Here is a 15959-nt window from a genome sequence, read left to right as displayed (position 1 = left end):
CAGGTCCTGACCATAGACCGAAGGGCCGTTCAATCCGTTTCGCGATGCAATCGCACGCACGATGGCTGACGGGCCGTATGGCTTGCGTAGATAGCGAGGGCTACATTCGCTTCCGCAAAGCCGCCCGCGACGACAGCGCCGGGCGCCAGGAACGCAGATGGGAGTAAACCTTGTCCGGTTCGCAGACCAGCGAGCAGAGGTCCGCAGCCTCCCTGCCCGGTTACCGGCGTGTTCTGCGCGTCGAGCCGGGCGAGGGGGCCGTTCTGGCCATGCTCGAGGACGACCTGCATTGCATGGCGGTCCGTCTGCGCCATGATGGGCAACGCGTTCTGGCCGTCGAGCCGCTGATGGAGCGCGTGCCCTGGACGGTTTGCCCCGGTGCGGCCGATATGCTGGTGAGGACATTCAAGGGCGTGCCGCTGGACGAAGTCACCGCGCGGCGCGACAAGCAGGCGAATTGCACGCATCTGCACGACCTCGCCGTCATCGGCGCGGCCCATGCGCTGGAAAAGGCGCCGGTCGAATACCGTGTCGTCGTAAGCGACCCGCGCGAAACGAACGCCGGGCCCGAGCGGCAGCTGGAAATCCGATGCGGTGGCAGGCTGATGCATCGCTGGGTGGAACGCGGCGGCCGTTTCGTGGAACCGGCGGGGCTCGTCGGGCTTTCCGCCTTGACCATGCGCGACTGGGTTGCATCGCTCGATACAGGGGACCGGGAAGCGGCGCGATTGCTGCAGTGGGCCTCGCTGGTTGCCCATGGCCGGACGATGACGGACGAACAGCGCCGCGGATCGCTGGCCATGCGCCCCAGCTGCTTCACCATGCAGCCGGAACGCGTCGGGCAGGCGTGCATGGCGAACGGAATTAACGATTTCAGTGCAGGCGGACGTCAGCCGCTCGAAGGTCTGCACGATGCGTTCGAGGCCGCTTACGGTCCTTGAAGAACAACGACCCCGTCAACTCAAGCCAACTGGGAGAAGCGACATGGAAATGAACGATATGGTGATCATCAGCGTCGATGATCACATCAGCGAACCGCCCGACATGTTCAAGAACCACCTTTCGGGCGAGCTTCTCGAATCCGCGCCGAAGATGATCAAGGACGATAACGGCAAGGACATCTGGGTCTATCAGGGGCAGAGCTTTGCCTCGGTCGCGCTCAATGCCGTGGTCGGCCGCCCGTTCGAGGAATATGGCATGGAGCCGACCTCGCTCGACCAGCTGCGCGACGGCGTCTACATGGTCGACGAGCGCGTGAAGGACATGGACGTCAACGGCATCGCCGCCTCGCTGAACTTCGGTTCGGTGTTCGATTTCGCCGGTGGCCGCCTGCACCGCGTGCCGGACAAGAAGCTCGCCGTGAAGCACGTCTCGGCCTACAACGACTGGCACATCGACGAATGGTGCGCTGCCCATCCCGGCCGCTTCATCCCCTGCGCCATCCTGCCGACCTGGGACATGGACGCGACGATCGCCGAGCTGAAGCGCGTGAGCGACAAGGGTTGCTACACCGTCTCGATCAGCGAGAACCCGACCTGCCAGGGCCTGCCCAGCATCCACAACGCATATTGGGATCCCTTCTACAAGGCGATCAACGACCTCGACATGACGATCTGTCTGCACATCGGTGGTGGCAGGCCGGCGCCGCACGCGTCGATGGAAACGCCGATCGAGGCGTGGATTTCGACCATGCCAATGACGATCGCCTATGCCGCGTCGGACTGGTTGCAGCTCGATGCGCTGCACAAGTATCCCGACATGCGCATCGCGCTTTCGGAAGGCTCGATCGGATGGGTCCCCTATTTCATGGAGCGTGCCGACTTCTCGAACTCGCGCCACAAGTACTGGACGCATTCGCGCTTTCAGGAGATGAAGCCGAGCGAGATGTTCAAGCGGCACTTCCTGAACTGCTTCATCGATGACGCCTTCGGTCTGGATAACATCGAGTACATCGGCGAGAACAACATCGCCTATGAATGCGACTATCCGCACTCCGACACGCTCTGGCCCGAAGTGCCCGAGCGCCTGTGGCCGACCATCAAGCACCTCACCGACGCGCAGATCGACAAGATCACGCACGGCAATGCCATGCGCTGGTTCCGCTTCGATCCCTTCAAGCACATTCCGAAGGATCAGTTGACCGTCGGTGCGCTGCGCAAGAAGGCTGAGGAAGAAGGTGTCGACACCACGCCCAAGTCCTCGCTGGGCGAACGCCCGCTGGCCGAAGGCGAAGTGCGCCCCGTTACCTCGGGGGACATCATGAAGATGTTCACCCGCCACGAGGATGCCGACCGCCTCAGCCGAATGGCTGGCGAGGACGCCTGAGAGAGCGAGCCCGGACGTCAAGAGGCCCCGCGGGTTGTCTCGCGGGGCCTCTCTTCGTTGGGACTGGTGAATGGCCGTTGCCGCCGGCGGATCAGGCCGCGTGCGAGAACTGTTCTATGTTCGTCGTGGCTTCCGGATCGGGCAGGCACTTGCGCATGGCGTCGCTCATGCACTGGATCAGCGCTTCCGGATTGATCTTGTCGTCCTTGCTGTAGACCACGCTGATGGCCAGCGGGTGGCCTTCGGGCTGGCGCGGAAGCAGGGCGCAGAGCGCTTCGGTGCCGGTGTTGAAACCGGTCGGGCCGAACACGTGCCGCGGCTCACGGCAGGCGTCGATACGCGCCATCATTTCCGAGAAATTGAACTTGCTGGTATCGTCCGCCTCGGCGTTGAGGCGGCGGACCATGCCTTCGCAGCGCTGGCGGGCGACGGTCGAGAGCATCAGCCAGCCGGAGGCACTCTGCACAAGCGGTTCCTTGACGCCGCCGGCAAGTTCGCGCGTGGCTGCCAGTGCACGCGGGCTGTGGCGCCAGTTGACGATCTGGGCGTCGAGCCCGACCATCGAGGTCAGCGCGACAGAAAGGTTCGTCTGCGCGACGAGGCGGTCCATGAGGCGCACGATGCGTCCGTCGCGGACCAGCTCGGGCTGTCCCGAAGTGCCGAGCAGCGCGGCGCGCGGGGTGAGGCTGTAGGCGCGGGAGTAGGGGTCCTTGTAAAGGAGGCCCAGTTCGACGAGGCTGGAAAGCAGCTCGGACGTGCTCGACTGCGGGCGATTGTAGCGGCGCACGATGTCCATGACCGTGGCCTCCTTGTGGGTGTCGTCGAAGTATTCGAGCACTTCGATCACCCTGCGAGCGATTTTTGCCTTGTTAGATGAAGTCGTCTTGCCAGCCATGAGGTCTCTCCTCCCTCCGATTGGGTGTGAAACTTGCTTCTTCCCCGAGTCGGTATCATAAAACTGACATCCGCTCGTTTTTTCCTCAGCTGGGTTAGCATCAACAACCTTGTTGATCAAGAGGGCTGTTGGATACCGAGCCGAAAACCTTGCAACTGGATGCATTGTGATGTGAGTCGTGTAGGGGCGGCAAGTTTGTTTCGTGAGTGTCGCGAGGTGTTCGGGGGCTGGTCAACTGCGATCAGTCGGTTCATGCCTTGCGCACGACGAATGGCAGTGGCTTCGGAGTAACAGGAAAGTCATGTTTTCTGCGGCATTCAGGGTTTCGGCAGCCGAGTTGACGATGAGCGCCGGGCAATGGCGGGAACCTGTCGCGATCATCGATCTCGATGCGGAAAGCGGGGATGTTCCCGACATGAATCTGCCGGCCTGTCCGGTGGTGGGGATCGGCAGTCCGGATCATCCGCTGGGGCACCGTATGGATACAATCGTCGAACCACATTTCGATGGCGCGGCCATGACGGAGGCCGCCTCGCGCCATCCGGTCGCCGCGGCATGCGTTGCGCAGCTGTTGCGGTTGCTGCCTGCGCTGTCGCGCGAACAGGGGCTGACGGCGGAATCGTTCGCCTATGCCATGTTGCAGGGGAGCGAAGCGCACCGCGCATGGATCGCCGCGAGCCCCAGCCCCGATCCTTTGCCGGAGGGGCATGTCGAGGTGGCGCGCGAAGGCGACGAGCTTTACGTCACGCTCGACCGTCCCGCGGCCGGCAATGCCATCGACCGGCCCATGCGCGATGGCCTGCACGAAGCCTTCGCGCTTGCCAGCGCGGATGCGTCGATCACGCGTGTCGTGCTGCGCGGAAACGGCAAGACGTTCAGCCTGGGCGCGGACCTTTCGGAATTCGGCACGACCACCGATCCCGCAACCGCCCATATGATCCGCTTCGCTACCTTGCCCGCGCGCGAGGCGGTGCGTTGCGCCGATCGCCTGGAAGCCCACGTCGACGGTGCCTGTGTCGGGGCCGGCCTGGAGCTGGCGGCCTTCGCGCGGCGGATCACGGCGTCGCGCCGTTCATGGTTTCAGCTGCCCGAGCTTGCCATGGGGATATTGCCCGGAGCAGGCGGCTGTGTTTCCCTGACGCATCGCATCGGGCGCCAGCGAACCTTGTTGATGATCCTGTCGGGTCGGCGGATCGCGGCGCGTCAGGCGCTAGACTGGGGACTGGTCGACGCGCTTGTGGATGCAGCGCCCTGAGGTCCAGGTGGTGACGACATCCGCGCAGGACAACCGTTCGCGCGCTTGCGTCCATGGCCGGTCGAGCAGGCATAAGTCCGCCGTTTCGCCAGGCGCTATCCGGCGTTGCCGAGCAAGGTCGAGAGGGTCGGCGAGGTAAAGTGCCAGCGCTTCCTCGGGAGTCAGCGCTTCGTCCGGGCCGATGATGGCGCCGCTGGCCGTGCGGCGATGTACCGCAGCGGCCATGGCCGTCCAGGGATCGGGGCTGCCATAGGGAGCGTCGCTGCCGCCTGCCAGCGCCATGCCCGCCTCGTGCAGACTGCGCAAGCGGTAGAGGTCGCCGTGATGACGCGGCTCGACCTCCGCCAGATAGCTGTCGCCGCGCTCGGCAATGAAGTGCGGTTGGATGCAGGCCTGCAGCCCGAGCGCCGCCATGCGCGCGACGAGGTCGGGTGCGGCGACCGAGACATGCTCGATCCGATCGCCCGGCAGCGGGCCGCATTCCTCCAGCAGAGCGAGTGTGAAGACGAGTTCCACCTCGGTCACGCAATGCACGGCCAGCGGCCGGCCCTGCGCGTGCCCGGCACGCACGAAAGCGGCGGCCTTGTCGAAATCGGGCAGCGCCGCTTCGTGCAGGTGGAGCTTGAGCGGGCCAAGCCGCCATCCCGCCTGTTCCGCCTGATCGAGCGCAAGCGCCCCGGCCAGCACCAGCGACTGGGCAAGGGTACCCTCCGCCCGCTGTCGTGCGAAGTGCGCGGCCATCGCCGGATCGTTGCGCGGGGACATGTCGGTCGCGCCGGTCACGCCGAAGCCGGCCAGCTCGCGGCTGACATAGCCAAGGTCTGGCGGAGTGCCCCGCAATGCCCGGCGCAGCCAGTCGTCCTCGTCGAACAGCCGACCGGTGAAGCGTCCGTTCAGACGTTCGAGGCCGGGCGGCGGCGTGGCGCGGGCCAGCAGGTCGTCCAGCGCCATCGTGTTGAGCAGCCACATGCGGCCGGTGCGGTGCTGCAGGCGCAGCGGCCGATGCGCGACGAACCCGTCGAGCGCGACGGCATCGGGCAGGGAGCCTCCCAGCAGGCTCTCGTGATAGCCGACGCCGCGTATCCACCCGCTTCCGGGGCGGTTCAACGCAAGGGCCAGACCCTGGGCATCGGTGACCTCAGGCGGACCGCAGGGGATCGAGGACTTTCGCGCGGCGAGGCCGGCCAGGTGGATGTGATGATCGTGCAGGCCGGGCAACAGCGCACCGCCCTCGGCATCGACCACGGTTTCGCCGTCGCGCGGGTGAAGGATGCCGGTTTCGCCGATGCGCTCACCGTCCACACGGACATCGCAGCGGCCCTTGCCCCAGACCTCGGCGTTACGGATCAGCACTGGGCCAGTCCGGGAAGGTAGCGTGTGGTGTCGGCGCCGATTTCGTGCACTTCGGCCTGCAGCACGCGGCGGGCGACGTGGGGGAAGGGCTGGCCTGCCGCCGTGCCCCATGCCCGCAGTTCCGCGTCGATGGCGGCACGGTTGAAGGCGCGTTCTTCGGCAAGAGCCATCGCGGATATCGCGGTCATGGAAAGACCGATGCGTTGCGCTTCTCCGCTGCGCAAGGCGGCAAGGCCTTCGCGCGCGGCGGTGATGCCGGTGAGCGGATCGGCAATGGCATCGCCGACATAGCCGATCTCACCGGTAAGTTCCGCCATCGCCCGCGAAAGGCCGCCGGCGACGCCGCAATCGTTGCCGATGCCGACCCAGTTCGCAGCATCGCCGCTGGCCCCGTGTCCGGTGACGGAAAGCCACACGAGGCCCGGCACTTCGCGCACAAGCGTCTCGGCATCGATGCCGAGATGGCGCAGAGCGCGCGGGCGCGAAGATTCGATCACCACGTCCGCGCTGCGGATGAGCGCGATCAGCGCGGCCTTTTCGTGCGTACTGGCGAAGTCGACGAGCACGTTGGCCTTGCCCTGGTTGATGAGGTCGAAGGTGGTGGGATCGTCGCGTCGGATGAGGTCGGGCCGGGTCCGGCTCTCGACTTTCACGACTTCCATCCCGGCTTGCCAGAACAAGTGGCCGGCCAGCGGCCCGGCCCAGATGGCGGAAAGGTCGATCACGAGCGGACGATGGCCCGCGGGTCTTTCGCGCCGTTGCCCGCGCGTCATGACGGTGACCGGCGGCGAGGCGGGAACTTCGTCCGCCGAGGCCACGGGCAGGCCCAGCGCTCGTCCGCGTTTGACGAGATCCGCGCAGTCATGCTGCAGCGTCGCCGCGGCAATCGCGGCGGGATCGTCGATGGCGAGGCGGGCATCGCCGAACAGCGCGGGCAGCAGCTCGCGGTCCTCGGCGCGGATCAGGGTAAGCGCGAACCAGCCGCCGTCGCGGGTGGGCATGAGGCGGCTGCCGCCGAGCCCCGCCGAAATCCTGCCGCCGATACGGTAGCCGCCGTTGGCGCCACGCTCGCCCATCAGCGTCGCGCCTTCGAGTCCGGAAAGGGCGGTGAGGCCGTAGGTCTCGCCCATGGCTTTCAACTGTCGGTCGGCCCAGCGCGCCAGAGGGATCGCCGGGCCGGTTCGCGGATCAGGCTTCGGCAAGGACATCCTTGACCTTGCGGCGCAGCAGCTTGCCCATCTCGTTGTAGGGCAGCTCGGCGACGAAGGCGATCTTCTCGGGCACGCGCGAGGAGCGCAGGCGCGAGCGGACCAGCATCTTGAGTTCGTCTTCGCTCGGCGTTTCGAAACCTTCGCGGGTGACGATGGCGACACCCACGGTTTCGCCCCATTCGACCGAGGGAATGGCACAGGCACAGGCGTCGGCGATGGCCGGATGGGTCAGCAGCACGTCCTCGATCTCGCCGGGCGACATGTTCTCGCCGCCGCGCACGATCACGTCGTCGGCGCGGCCCGAGAGGAACAGGTAACCGTGCTCGTCGATGTAGCCCGCGTCACGGGTGGGGAACCAGCCTTCGGCGTCGAGCGCGCTCTTTTCCTTGTACTCGCCCGAAACCTGTTCGCCGCGCACGTAGATCTCGCCCGGTTCGTTGGGCCCCAGCACTTCACCGCTCTCGCCCCGGATCTGCATCTCGACCGTCGGGATCGGCTTGCCGAGCGAGGTGAGGCGCGCGCGGACCTTGGGGTCCTCCGATGCCAGCGCCTCGCGGTGGTCGTCGGGGCCGAGAAGGGCGACGGTCGAGCTGGTCTCGGTAAGGCCATAGGCATTGGTGAAGCCGGCAGAAGGAAAGCGTTCCAGCGCCTTGTGGATCACCTCGATCGGCATCTTGCCGCCGCCGTAGGCGATCGCGCGCAAGCTTCCGACATTCACCGTAACGCCCTTTTCCATGGCATCGACGATGCGCGCCAGCATGGTGGGCACGACGAATGCGTTGGTCACGGTCTCCGCTTCGACCAGGCTGAGCCAGCCTTCGGGCGAGAAGTTCGGCAGCATCACGATCTTGCGCAGCGAATAGATCGAGCTCATCAGCGCCGAGATGCCAGCGATGTGGTAGGGCGGCACGACCACCAGCGCGGCGTCTGCCTCGTCCGCCGAGGCGAACTCCACGGTGCCGAGGATATAGCCCAGCAGGTTCGAGTGGCGCAGGATCGCCGCCTTCGGCGCGGCAGTGGTGCCGCTGGTGAAGAGCTGGATCGCAACGCCTTCGCCGGGATCGTATTCGCGCGATTCCGGTTCGGGCACGGTTTCCTGCGCCTTGAGCGTGAATTCCTCGCGCGAGAAGATCGTGTGGCCCTGATCGCCCGCGAGGCGGGTGATGCGCTCTTCGTCGCCCACCACCAGTGCCGGCGCGACGCGGCCCAGCAGCGCGGAAAGGTCCGCATCGGGCAGGCGGTAGTTGAGCGGGCAATAGGGCACCCCGGCCAGGGCCGCACCGAACACCGCAATGACCGCCGCTTCGCTGCTTTCGTCGAGCAGGGCGACGTACTCCGCCTCGCTTTCCTGGATCAGTTCGAACGCGCCGCGCGCGGCGTCGAGCAGGTCTCCATAGGTCCAGCGCTTTCCGTCGCAGACGAGACCGACGCGGTCGGGCGCGGCTTCCGCCGCCATTTCAAGAAGGAGGGCGATGTTCATTGGTGATAGCGGCCTTGGCTCGGGAGGTCAGTGCTGGGGTCAGTCGGAAGCGGGGAGCGGCTTGGCGTCCTTGACGACCAGCGCGACACCGTCGACCGAAAGCGAACCCTTGCCGGGCTTGACGCAGAGCAGCTCGTACTTGCCGTCGGCATCGACGTAGCGCTTGCCCATCAACGTGCCGGCCGAGAAGTCGGCGGCGAGGGGGGCTGCTTCGGCCGGCTTGGCTTCGCCCATCGGCGCGCCGCCGCATTCGATCTGGCCGTCGGCGCAGCGGATCACCATGACTTCGGTGTCGCAGGCGGCGCTCTTCAGGCGGGTTCCAGGCTTCATCTCGGATTTCCTTCGTATCGGGTTTTCTGTTGTTGAATGTCTTGCAGGCGGGGCTGGCGTTCCGTCATGCAATCGCACCTTTTGCCTTTAAGCTCTCGATGTCGCCCCATTCAAGGCCGAGCTCCAGCAGTACCGTCTCAGTATGTTCTGATGGCTGCGGGGCACGAGGCGAGGCAAAAGGCTCGTGATCGAATTGCACCGGGCTGCGTACGATGCGCATCGGGTCGGACCCGTCGATCGGTTCGACTTCCATGAAGGTGTCGTTGGCGATCGCCTGGGCATCGTCGCCGAGATCGAGCAGGGTCTGAACGGCGGCCCACTGGCCGCGCATGGTCTGCAGCTTTTCGCACCAGTAGGCGAACGGCCTGGCGGCAAAGGCGGCTGAGATGATGTCGCTTGCCGCCGCGCTGTTTTCCATCAGCGAAAGGGCATCGGCAAAGCGGGGGTCATCGGCTGCCTCCGGCACGCCGAGGTGCTCGAACGTGTCGCGGATGTAGGGACCGGGCACCATGATGAACAGGCTGATGACCCGCTCGTCGGCGGTCTTGAAATGGCCAAGGAACGGATTGACCGCAGCGCCCCCGGCTTGCGGCGCGCCGACGCGCATCATCTTGCCGGTATGGAGGTAGGGGCCGATCACCTGGCCCATCGACCACATCGCGCTGTTGAAGAGGGAAACGTCGATTTCCGAAGTCTCGCCCGTCTGTGCGCGGTTGAAAAGCGCGCCGGCAATCCCGCCGGCAAGGTACATGCCGCTGATGGAATCGCCCATTCCGCCCACGCCCATGGTCAGCGGCACGTCGAATTCCTGCGGCGTGAGCGCGTGGCCGAGGCCCGAATGGATCCAGAAGGCCGTGGCATCGAAGGCGCCGCGATCGCGCGAGGGGCCCTTGTCCCCGTAGCCGCTGCCGCGTGCGTAGATGATGTCCGGGTTGGCGGCACGGATGTGCTCGACGTCGATCTTCAGCTTCTGGCGGGCCGAGGGCAGGTAGTTGGTCAGGAAGACGTCGGCGGTCTTCGCCAGCTCGTAGATCAGCGCCTGGCCTTCCTCGGTCGCGACATCGATGCCGATGCTGCGCTTGCCCCGGTTGGGATGCTCGATCATCGGATTGACGACGGGATCGAGCCTGGCACCCGCGATCGAAAGCATCCCGCGCTGTGCGTCGCCGCGTACGGGATGCTCGACCTTGATGACGTCTGCCCCCCAGTCCGCAAGCACCGCCCCGGCAGCCGGAACGAAGACGAACTGGGCCACTTCGAGCACCCGCACGCCTTTCATCACCTGCTTCATTCCGGTCGTGCCTCCTTGCGGCCAGACAACGGGAAGGTGGCCTCAAGCGATTGCGCCCTTGGCCTTCCATTCCTCGATCTTGTCCCACTCGATGCCCATTTCCATGAGCACGATCTCGGTATGTTCGGAGGCCTGCGGCGAGCGTCCGGTTTCGAGCGGTTCGCCGTTCCACTGGACCGGGCCGCGGACCAGCGTGAGCGGCTCGCCGCCGTCGGCCGCGTCGACCTCGACGAGCATGTCGTTGGCGAGCGCCTGCTCGTCGGTGAGCAGGTCGGTGAAGCTCTGGATCGGCGCCCACTGGCCAGAGAAGGTCTTGAGGTGCTGGCGCCAGTATTCGAACGGCTTCGCGGCAAAGGCCTTCACCATGATGTCGCTGGCGGCGCCGGCGTTCTCGAACAGTGCGCGCGGATCGGAGAAGCGCGGATCGTCGGCGGCCTCGGGTACACCCAGGTGTTCGAACAGACTGCGGATGTGGCCCTGCGGCGACAGCGTGCACAGGTTGATCGTGCCGCCGTCGGACGTCTGGTAGTTGCCCGTGAAGGGGTTGCGCACGGCACCGCCCGAACCCGGCATCGGGTTGCGGGTGAGGATGCCGGTTTCGGCAACCTGCGCGATCAGCGCACCCGAAGCCCAGGCCGCGGTGCTCAGCAGCGAGACGTCGAGTTCGGTCGCTTCGCCGGTCTTTTCGCGGTGATAGAGCGCGGCGGAAATGCCGCCGGCGATGAACATGCCGCCGATGGAATCGCCGAACGCGGGAATGCCCTGCGAGAGCGGGGCGCCCAGTTCCTCGGGCGTCATCGAATAGGCGATGCCGCTGCGCGACCAGAAGCAGGTGCCGTCGAAGCCGCCGACCTCGCGCTCGGGGCCCTTGTTGCCCAGCGCCGAGCCGCGTGCGTAGATGATGTTCGGATTGATCGCGCGGATGTGCTCGACGTCGAACTTGTTCTTCTGGCGCACCTGCGGGAGGTAGTTGGTCAGGAACACATCGCACTGCTTGGCGAGTTCGTAGAGCGCTTCCTGGCCTTCCGGGGTCGACAGGTCGATGCCGACGCTGCGCTTGCCGCGGTTGGGGTGCTCGAACAGCGTGTGGCGCAGCGGATCGAGCGTCACGCCGCCCATGTTGAGGAAGCCGCGCTGCGTATCGCCGCGGACGGGGTGTTCGATCTTGATGACGTCCGCGCCCCAGTCGGCGAGGATCGCGCCGGCGGCGGGAGTGAAAGTGAACTGTGCCACTTCGAGGACGCGCACGCCCTGCATGACCTTTGTCGACATCTGCTGCCAGTCCCTGTTGTGTTCTTGCAATAAACCGCTCTCGAGGCACGGCGCGGACGCCGTTTCGAGGTTCCTCCCGATTTGCGCGCAATCCCCTGGAGGATCAACCTTGGACCCCATCGTGCAGACGATCATGGGAAAGGGATTTGATCGCGCGCCCAGCGTATGTTGCATTGCAACAATTCTGGAAGTTCAGCGTTTCCGGGGCTTTTCGAGTGTTGAGTAAAGTGCTTTTGCAGTTGCAACAATTGCAATTGACTTTGGGGTGGCTAATAACTAACCTAGGTTAGTAAATTGAAAAAACGAACAATTCGCATTCTGGAGTTTATCGCATGAACAAGTTCGCCTCGCTCGCAGCTCTTGCTACCGTAGCCACCATGGCCGTCGTTCCGACCGCCGTCTTCGCCGAAACCACGCAGGCCGTTCACGAAGTGACCGAAGAAGCCGCTGCTCCGGTCGAGCTGAACGCCGGCATGATGCTCTACGCTTCGAACGGCTATCGCATCGCGCCGATCTATCGCGTCAACGCCGAAGGCAACCCGCAGGTCATCCTGAACGGCCGCCTCGTCACCGTTCCGATTTCGACCGTCAGCGAAGTCGAAGGCAAGGTTGTGACCTCGCTTTCGAAGAAGGAAGTTGCTCGCGCCAAGTAAGCGCCGACGAGCTCTCAAGACGGAAAGGGCGGCGCCTCGGCGCCGCCCTTTCTGTTTGTGCGCGGGACGTAATGCGTGCCGCGTCATGGGACCTGAAGGCGACGCGCGGCGTCAGCCGCGGCTGACGTTCTCGTAGATCCGGTCCATGAAATTGAGCAGTTGCTCAAGCTCTTCATCCGAAAAGCCGTTGAACATGCGCTGCTCGCTCTCGGACGCAATGGCGCCCAGCTTGGCGAGCAGGGGTTCGGCCTTGTCGGTCAGATAGACCGCACGTGCGCGGCGATCGTCGCGACGGTCGCGCCGTTCGAGCAGGCCATCGGCGCACAGGCGGTCGATCAGTCGGCCTGCCGATGCCTCTGACATCTCGAGAAACTCGGCGATGGTGCGCTGGGTGGAACCGGGATGGCGGGCCACGATGACGATCATCGCCCACTGGGAACGCGTGACGTTGAGCGTCGCAACCTTGCGGTCGAAGGTATTGCGCTGCAGGCGCGCGATAACCGTCATGCGCAGGCCGACCTGGCGCCTCGGACTTTCGTCGCGAAAACCGAAAGGGTCTGCCTTTGCGTTCGTCGTGTTGCTGTCGGCGTCGATCGCCACGCGCTTTCCCTTCAGTCTCGGTTGGTCAGATGCGTTCGATGATGATCGCGGGCGCCATGCCGCCGGCCGCGCACATGGTGATGAGGCCATAGCGTCCGCCGGTGCGCTCGAGTTCGTCGAGGGCGGTGCCGATCAGGATGGCGCCGGTCCCCGCGATCGGGTGGCCAAGGGCGATCGAGCCGCCGTTGGGATTGACCTTGGCGCGATCGAGGTCGAGGTCGCGGATGAACTTCTCGACGACGACGGCGAAGGCCTCGTTGATTTCCCAGGTGTCGATGTCGTCCTTGGTGAGGCCGGCCTTGGCGAGCACCTTGTTGGCCGCGGGAACCGGGCCGTTGAGCATGAGCGTCGGGCAATCGCCCGTCTCGGCCATCGCAACGATCCGTGCACGCGGCTTGAGGCCGTGCTTCTCTGCGTATTCCTTCGAGGCCAGCAGGATCGCCGAGGCACCATCGACGACACCCGAAGAGATGCCGACATGGTGGATCGGCTTGATGTCGATGTCCGGATAGACCTGGTTGATCAGTTCGGCATAAGTCTTGCCGCCGGGCTGCGAGGGCATGTCCAGGAACATCTCGAAGGCGGGCTTGAGCTGCGCGAGGCTTTCCGCCGTCGTTTCGGGACGCGGGTATTCCTCGTGGTCGAGGATCACGTTGCCCTCGTCATCCTTCACCACGATGGTGGACATGGCGAAGCGGCCCTCGGCGATTGCCTTGGCGGCACGGCGCTGGCTTTCCACGCCGAGCTGTTCCAGCTCTTCGCGGGTGATGCCTTCCATTGCGGCGATGGCATCGGCGCACACGCCCTGGTTCGACTGCGGGTGTTTGGCTTGCAGGCGCGGATTGCCGACGCCCATGCCGCCGCTGCCGACACCGGCCTCGCGCATCTTCATACCCATCATGTTGGCGTAGGACAGCATGTCCATGCCGCCCGAGACGATCAGGTCCGCCATGCCCGACTTGATCATCGCGGCGCCGAAATTGGTAGAGGTGATGCTGGAGCCGCAGAAGCGGTTGAGCGTGACGCCGCCGGCCTTCACGTCGTAGCCGGCGTCGAGCGCGGCCATGCGGCCGATGTCGCCGGCCTGCAGGCCCAGCGCGGCCGAGACGCCCCAGATGACGTCGTCGACTTCGGCGGTGTCGAAGTCGTTGCGCTCCTTGAGGGCGGCCAGGACGCTCGCGGAGAGGTGCTCGGGATGCATTTTCGAGAGGGCGCCCTTGCCCATCTTGCCAATCCCGCGGGGGGTCCGGACGGCATCGATGATATAGGCTTCGGTCACGGTGTCTTTCTCCTCGAAATCCCTGGTGCGCAGTGCGCCGTTTCCGAGGGTCATGCGAGCGCGTTCGGACAAATGCAATCGCTCCGCCCCGCCCTATCGCAGCGGCGATTGCTTTCATGCGTTAGTATATTGTAGCGCGGACGGATTGCGTCAATCGATCGTCTTAGCGATACGCCGAAATTATCCGGGCCACGCTTCGGGGCGAGAGGGCGGTCAGGAAGCATCAAGCAGAATCAGGGAGATGGTGAAGCGATGGCCGGCAACGGGCAAGTCGATCAGGAAGAGACCGCCGGCGGCGCGTTCGCTCCATTGCGGGAGCCGGTCTTCTGCCGGATCTGGTCGGCCAGCCTGTTTTCCAATTTCGGGCAACTGTTCCTGGGGGTGGGCGCCGCGTGGGAGATGACGCGCCTGTCCAGCTCGCCCAGCATGGTGGCACTGGTGCAGACCGCGATGATGGTGCCGCTCATGCTGGTGACGCTGCCCGCGGGCGCCATTGCCGACATGTTCGACCGCCGGCGCATCGCCATGAGCGGGCTGGGCTTCAGCGCGGTCTGTGCGGCGATCCTTGCGGGCATTTCACATTTCGACCTCGTTACGCCTTGGCTGCTGCTGGCGTTCTGCGTCATGATCGGCGCCGGCGTCGCGTTCTACTCGCCATCATGGCAGGCCTCGATCCCCGAGCAGGTCTCGCGCGCGCACCTGCCGGCGGCAGTGGCGCTGGGCACGATCAGCTATAACGTCGCGCGCAGCTTCGGGCCCGCGCTGGGCGGGCTGATCGTCGTGCTGTACGGCGCCAGATCCGTGTTCGGCATGACCTCGCTGCTCTACCTGCCGCTGATGGTGGCCTTCTTCCTCTGGCGGCGCGAGCACGTTCCGTCGCGCCTGCCGCCAGAGCGGATCGACCGCGCGATGATCGGAGGCGCGCGCTATGCCCTCCATGCCCCGGCCATCCGCACGGCACTCCTGCGCGTGTTGTGTTTCGGCCTGACCACCGCCACCGCGTCGGCGCTGGCGCCGCTGATCGCCAAGGACCTGCTGCACGGCAATGCCGCGACGTTCGGCATCCTGCTCGGCGCGCAGGGCGTGGGAGCCGTGAGCGGGGCGCTGTTCGTCAGTGCCATCCGGGAGCGCATCTCCACCGAAATGGCGGTGCGCATCTTTGCGGTGGGCTCCGGCATCGCGCTTGTCGGCATTGGCTTCAGCCATTCGCTGATCCTGACGTGCGCGGCCTTTCTGGTGGTGGGCGCCTGCAACATCCTCACCGTCGCGATGCTCAACGTCACCGTGCAGCTTTCCGCCCCCCGCTGGGTGACGGCGCGCGCGCTTTCGCTGTTTTCGTCGGCGATCACGGCCGGCATCGGGATCGGCGCCTGGGGCTGGGGCGTCGTTGCCGGGGAGTACAGCGTCGCTTTCGCGGTCATTGCCTCGGGCATCGCCGTTTCGGCCACCGCGCTGCTGGGGTTCGTCCTGCCACTCGCCAGCGACCAGATACTCGACAACGATTCAGTCGAGCTTGGCCACGAGCCCGAAGTGGAACTTGCCCTGACGATGCGGTCCGGCCCAATCGTCGTCGAGGTCGACTACGACGTCGATCCCGATCGCGCGCGCGATTTCTACGGCGCCATGATGAAGATGCAGGGCATGCGAAAGCGCATCGGCGCGTTCCAGTGGTCGATTGCGCGCGACATCGCCAATCCCGCGCTGTGGACCGAGCGCTACCATTGCCCGACCTGGGGCGACTACCTGCGCATGCGCGACCGCTATACCCAGGCCGATTTCGTCATCCAGGCCGAGGTCGACGCTTTCAACCGGTCGGGACACGCGCGGCGCGTGCGCCGCCGGCTGGAGCGGCCATTCGGTTCGGTGCGCTGGAAGGCGGATTCCTACGATCCGCATCAGGAGACCATCGGTTTCATCGGCCCCTGATCCCGCGGCATTTCCCCTCCCGCGGCACCTGTTGCAGCGAGGACTCATCCGTAGACCGATTTGACACTCGTCCAATTTCCGACTGGAAA

At 65.3% G+C, this 15959-nt stretch carries 14 protein-coding genes; 5 read left to right on the top strand and 9 right to left on the bottom strand.

All coding sequences use genetic code 11. The features are described 5' to 3' along the window. The first annotated feature begins 170 nt into the window (after positions 1–170). Both NZK81_RS14740 and NZK81_RS14735 read left to right on the top strand, forming a co-directional pair. The gene (locus NZK81_RS14740) at positions 171–941 is read left to right on the top strand and encodes a DUF2889 domain-containing protein (RefSeq protein ID WP_260046900.1); all 771 of its coding nucleotides are present in this window, start codon (positions 171–173) and stop codon (positions 939–941) included. A 43-nt stretch (positions 942–984) separates the two neighbouring features. Continuing rightward, positions 985–2325 carry an amidohydrolase family protein gene (locus NZK81_RS14735; protein WP_260046899.1) on the top strand — a complete coding sequence of 447 codons (1341 nt, stop codon included), beginning with the start codon at positions 985–987 and terminating at the stop codon, positions 2323–2325. A 91-nt stretch (positions 2326–2416) separates the two neighbouring features. On the opposite strand, the gene NZK81_RS14730 is transcribed toward NZK81_RS14735, so the two are convergent. After that, on the bottom strand, positions 2417–3220 hold the full coding sequence (locus tag NZK81_RS14730) for a helix-turn-helix domain-containing protein (protein WP_260046898.1): 804 nt from the start codon (positions 3218–3220) through the stop codon (positions 2417–2419). A 301-nt stretch (positions 3221–3521) separates the two neighbouring features. Between NZK81_RS14730 and NZK81_RS14725 the strand changes: the two genes are divergently transcribed. After that, the gene (locus tag NZK81_RS14725) at positions 3522–4475 is read left to right on the top strand and encodes an enoyl-CoA hydratase/isomerase family protein (RefSeq protein WP_260046897.1); all 954 of its coding nucleotides are present in this window, start codon (positions 3522–3524) and stop codon (positions 4473–4475) included. Here the strand turns inward: NZK81_RS14725 and NZK81_RS14720 are convergent. The 6 genes from NZK81_RS14720 to NZK81_RS14695 all read right to left on the bottom strand — a co-directional run bounded on the left by NZK81_RS14720 (position 4431) and on the right by NZK81_RS14695 (position 11412). Continuing rightward, entirely contained in the window at positions 4431–5828 is a 1398-nt protein-coding gene (locus NZK81_RS14720) for an amidohydrolase family protein (RefSeq protein WP_260046896.1), read from the bottom strand. The genes NZK81_RS14725 and NZK81_RS14720 overlap by 45 nt on opposite strands. Beyond that, positions 5822–7036, bottom strand: coding sequence for a CoA transferase (locus NZK81_RS14715; RefSeq protein ID WP_260046895.1), 1215 nt, complete (start codon positions 7034–7036; stop codon positions 5822–5824). The genes NZK81_RS14720 and NZK81_RS14715 overlap by 7 nt, the downstream gene beginning before the upstream one ends. Beyond that, on the bottom strand, positions 7017–8519 hold the full coding sequence (locus NZK81_RS14710) for a class I adenylate-forming enzyme family protein (RefSeq protein ID WP_260046894.1): 1503 nt from the start codon (positions 8517–8519) through the stop codon (positions 7017–7019). The genes NZK81_RS14715 and NZK81_RS14710 overlap by 20 nt, the downstream gene beginning before the upstream one ends. A 39-nt stretch (positions 8520–8558) precedes the next feature. Beyond that, positions 8559–8849 carry a hypothetical protein gene (locus NZK81_RS14705; protein WP_260046893.1) on the bottom strand — a complete coding sequence of 97 codons (291 nt, stop codon included), beginning with the start codon at positions 8847–8849 and terminating at the stop codon, positions 8559–8561. Positions 8850–8913: 64 nt separating this feature from the next. Next, positions 8914–10140, bottom strand: a complete 1227-nt coding sequence (locus NZK81_RS14700) for a CaiB/BaiF CoA transferase family protein (RefSeq protein WP_260046892.1) — start codon at positions 10138–10140, stop codon at positions 8914–8916. Positions 10141–10182: 42 nt separating this feature from the next. Continuing rightward, a complete protein-coding gene (locus NZK81_RS14695; protein WP_260046891.1) occupies positions 10183–11412 on the bottom strand; it encodes a CaiB/BaiF CoA transferase family protein in 1230 nt (409 codons plus the stop codon). A 332-nt stretch (positions 11413–11744) separates the two neighbouring features. Here NZK81_RS14695 and NZK81_RS14690 point away from each other — a divergent pair, with 332 nt between their 5' ends. Next, entirely contained in the window at positions 11745–12065 is a 321-nt protein-coding gene (locus NZK81_RS14690; protein WP_260046890.1) for a hypothetical protein, read from the top strand. Between the two features lie 111 nt (positions 12066–12176). Here NZK81_RS14690 and NZK81_RS14685 read toward each other — a convergent pair whose 3' ends face one another. Next, on the bottom strand, positions 12177–12665 hold the full coding sequence (locus NZK81_RS14685; RefSeq protein WP_260046889.1) for a MarR family winged helix-turn-helix transcriptional regulator: 489 nt from the start codon (positions 12663–12665) through the stop codon (positions 12177–12179). Between the two features lie 25 nt (positions 12666–12690). Continuing rightward, positions 12691–13944, bottom strand: coding sequence for an acetyl-CoA C-acetyltransferase (locus NZK81_RS14680; protein WP_260046959.1), 1254 nt, complete (start codon positions 13942–13944; stop codon positions 12691–12693). Positions 13945–14196: 252 nt separating this feature from the next. Between NZK81_RS14680 and NZK81_RS14675 the strand changes: the two genes are divergently transcribed. Then, a complete protein-coding gene (locus NZK81_RS14675) occupies positions 14197–15870 on the top strand; it encodes an MFS transporter (RefSeq protein ID WP_260046888.1) in 1674 nt (557 codons plus the stop codon). Positions 15871–15959 lie beyond the last annotated feature (89 nt).

This window comes from Novosphingobium mangrovisedimenti (assembly GCF_025153475.1).
Classification (GTDB): Bacteria; Pseudomonadota; Alphaproteobacteria; order Sphingomonadales; family Sphingomonadaceae; genus Novosphingobium; species Novosphingobium mangrovi_A.
Note: the sequence above shows the minus strand (reverse complement) of the source record. Positions and strands in the feature narration are given on the sequence as shown.

Coding starts and splice junctions, on each gene's coding strand:
- NZK81_RS14735 (WP_260046899.1), top strand. CDS start 985: ATGGAAATGAACGATATGGTGATCATCAGCGTCGATGATCACATCAGC.
- NZK81_RS14730 (WP_260046898.1), bottom strand. CDS start 3,220: ATGGCTGGCAAGACGACTTCATCTAACAAGGCAAAAATCGCTCGCAGG.
- NZK81_RS14725 (WP_260046897.1), top strand. CDS start 3,522: ATGTTTTCTGCGGCATTCAGGGTTTCGGCAGCCGAGTTGACGATGAGC.
- NZK81_RS14715 (WP_260046895.1), bottom strand. CDS start 7,036: ATGTCCTTGCCGAAGCCTGATCCGCGAACCGGCCCGGCGATCCCTCTG.
- NZK81_RS14710 (WP_260046894.1), bottom strand. CDS start 8,519: ATGAACATCGCCCTCCTTCTTGAAATGGCGGCGGAAGCCGCGCCCGAC.
- NZK81_RS14705 (WP_260046893.1), bottom strand. CDS start 8,849: ATGAAGCCTGGAACCCGCCTGAAGAGCGCCGCCTGCGACACCGAAGTC.
- NZK81_RS14700 (WP_260046892.1), bottom strand. CDS start 10,140: ATGAAGCAGGTGATGAAAGGCGTGCGGGTGCTCGAAGTGGCCCAGTTC.
- NZK81_RS14695 (WP_260046891.1), bottom strand. CDS start 11,412: ATGTCGACAAAGGTCATGCAGGGCGTGCGCGTCCTCGAAGTGGCACAG.
- NZK81_RS14690 (WP_260046890.1), top strand. CDS start 11,745: ATGAACAAGTTCGCCTCGCTCGCAGCTCTTGCTACCGTAGCCACCATG.
- NZK81_RS14675 (WP_260046888.1), top strand. CDS start 14,197: ATGGCCGGCAACGGGCAAGTCGATCAGGAAGAGACCGCCGGCGGCGCG.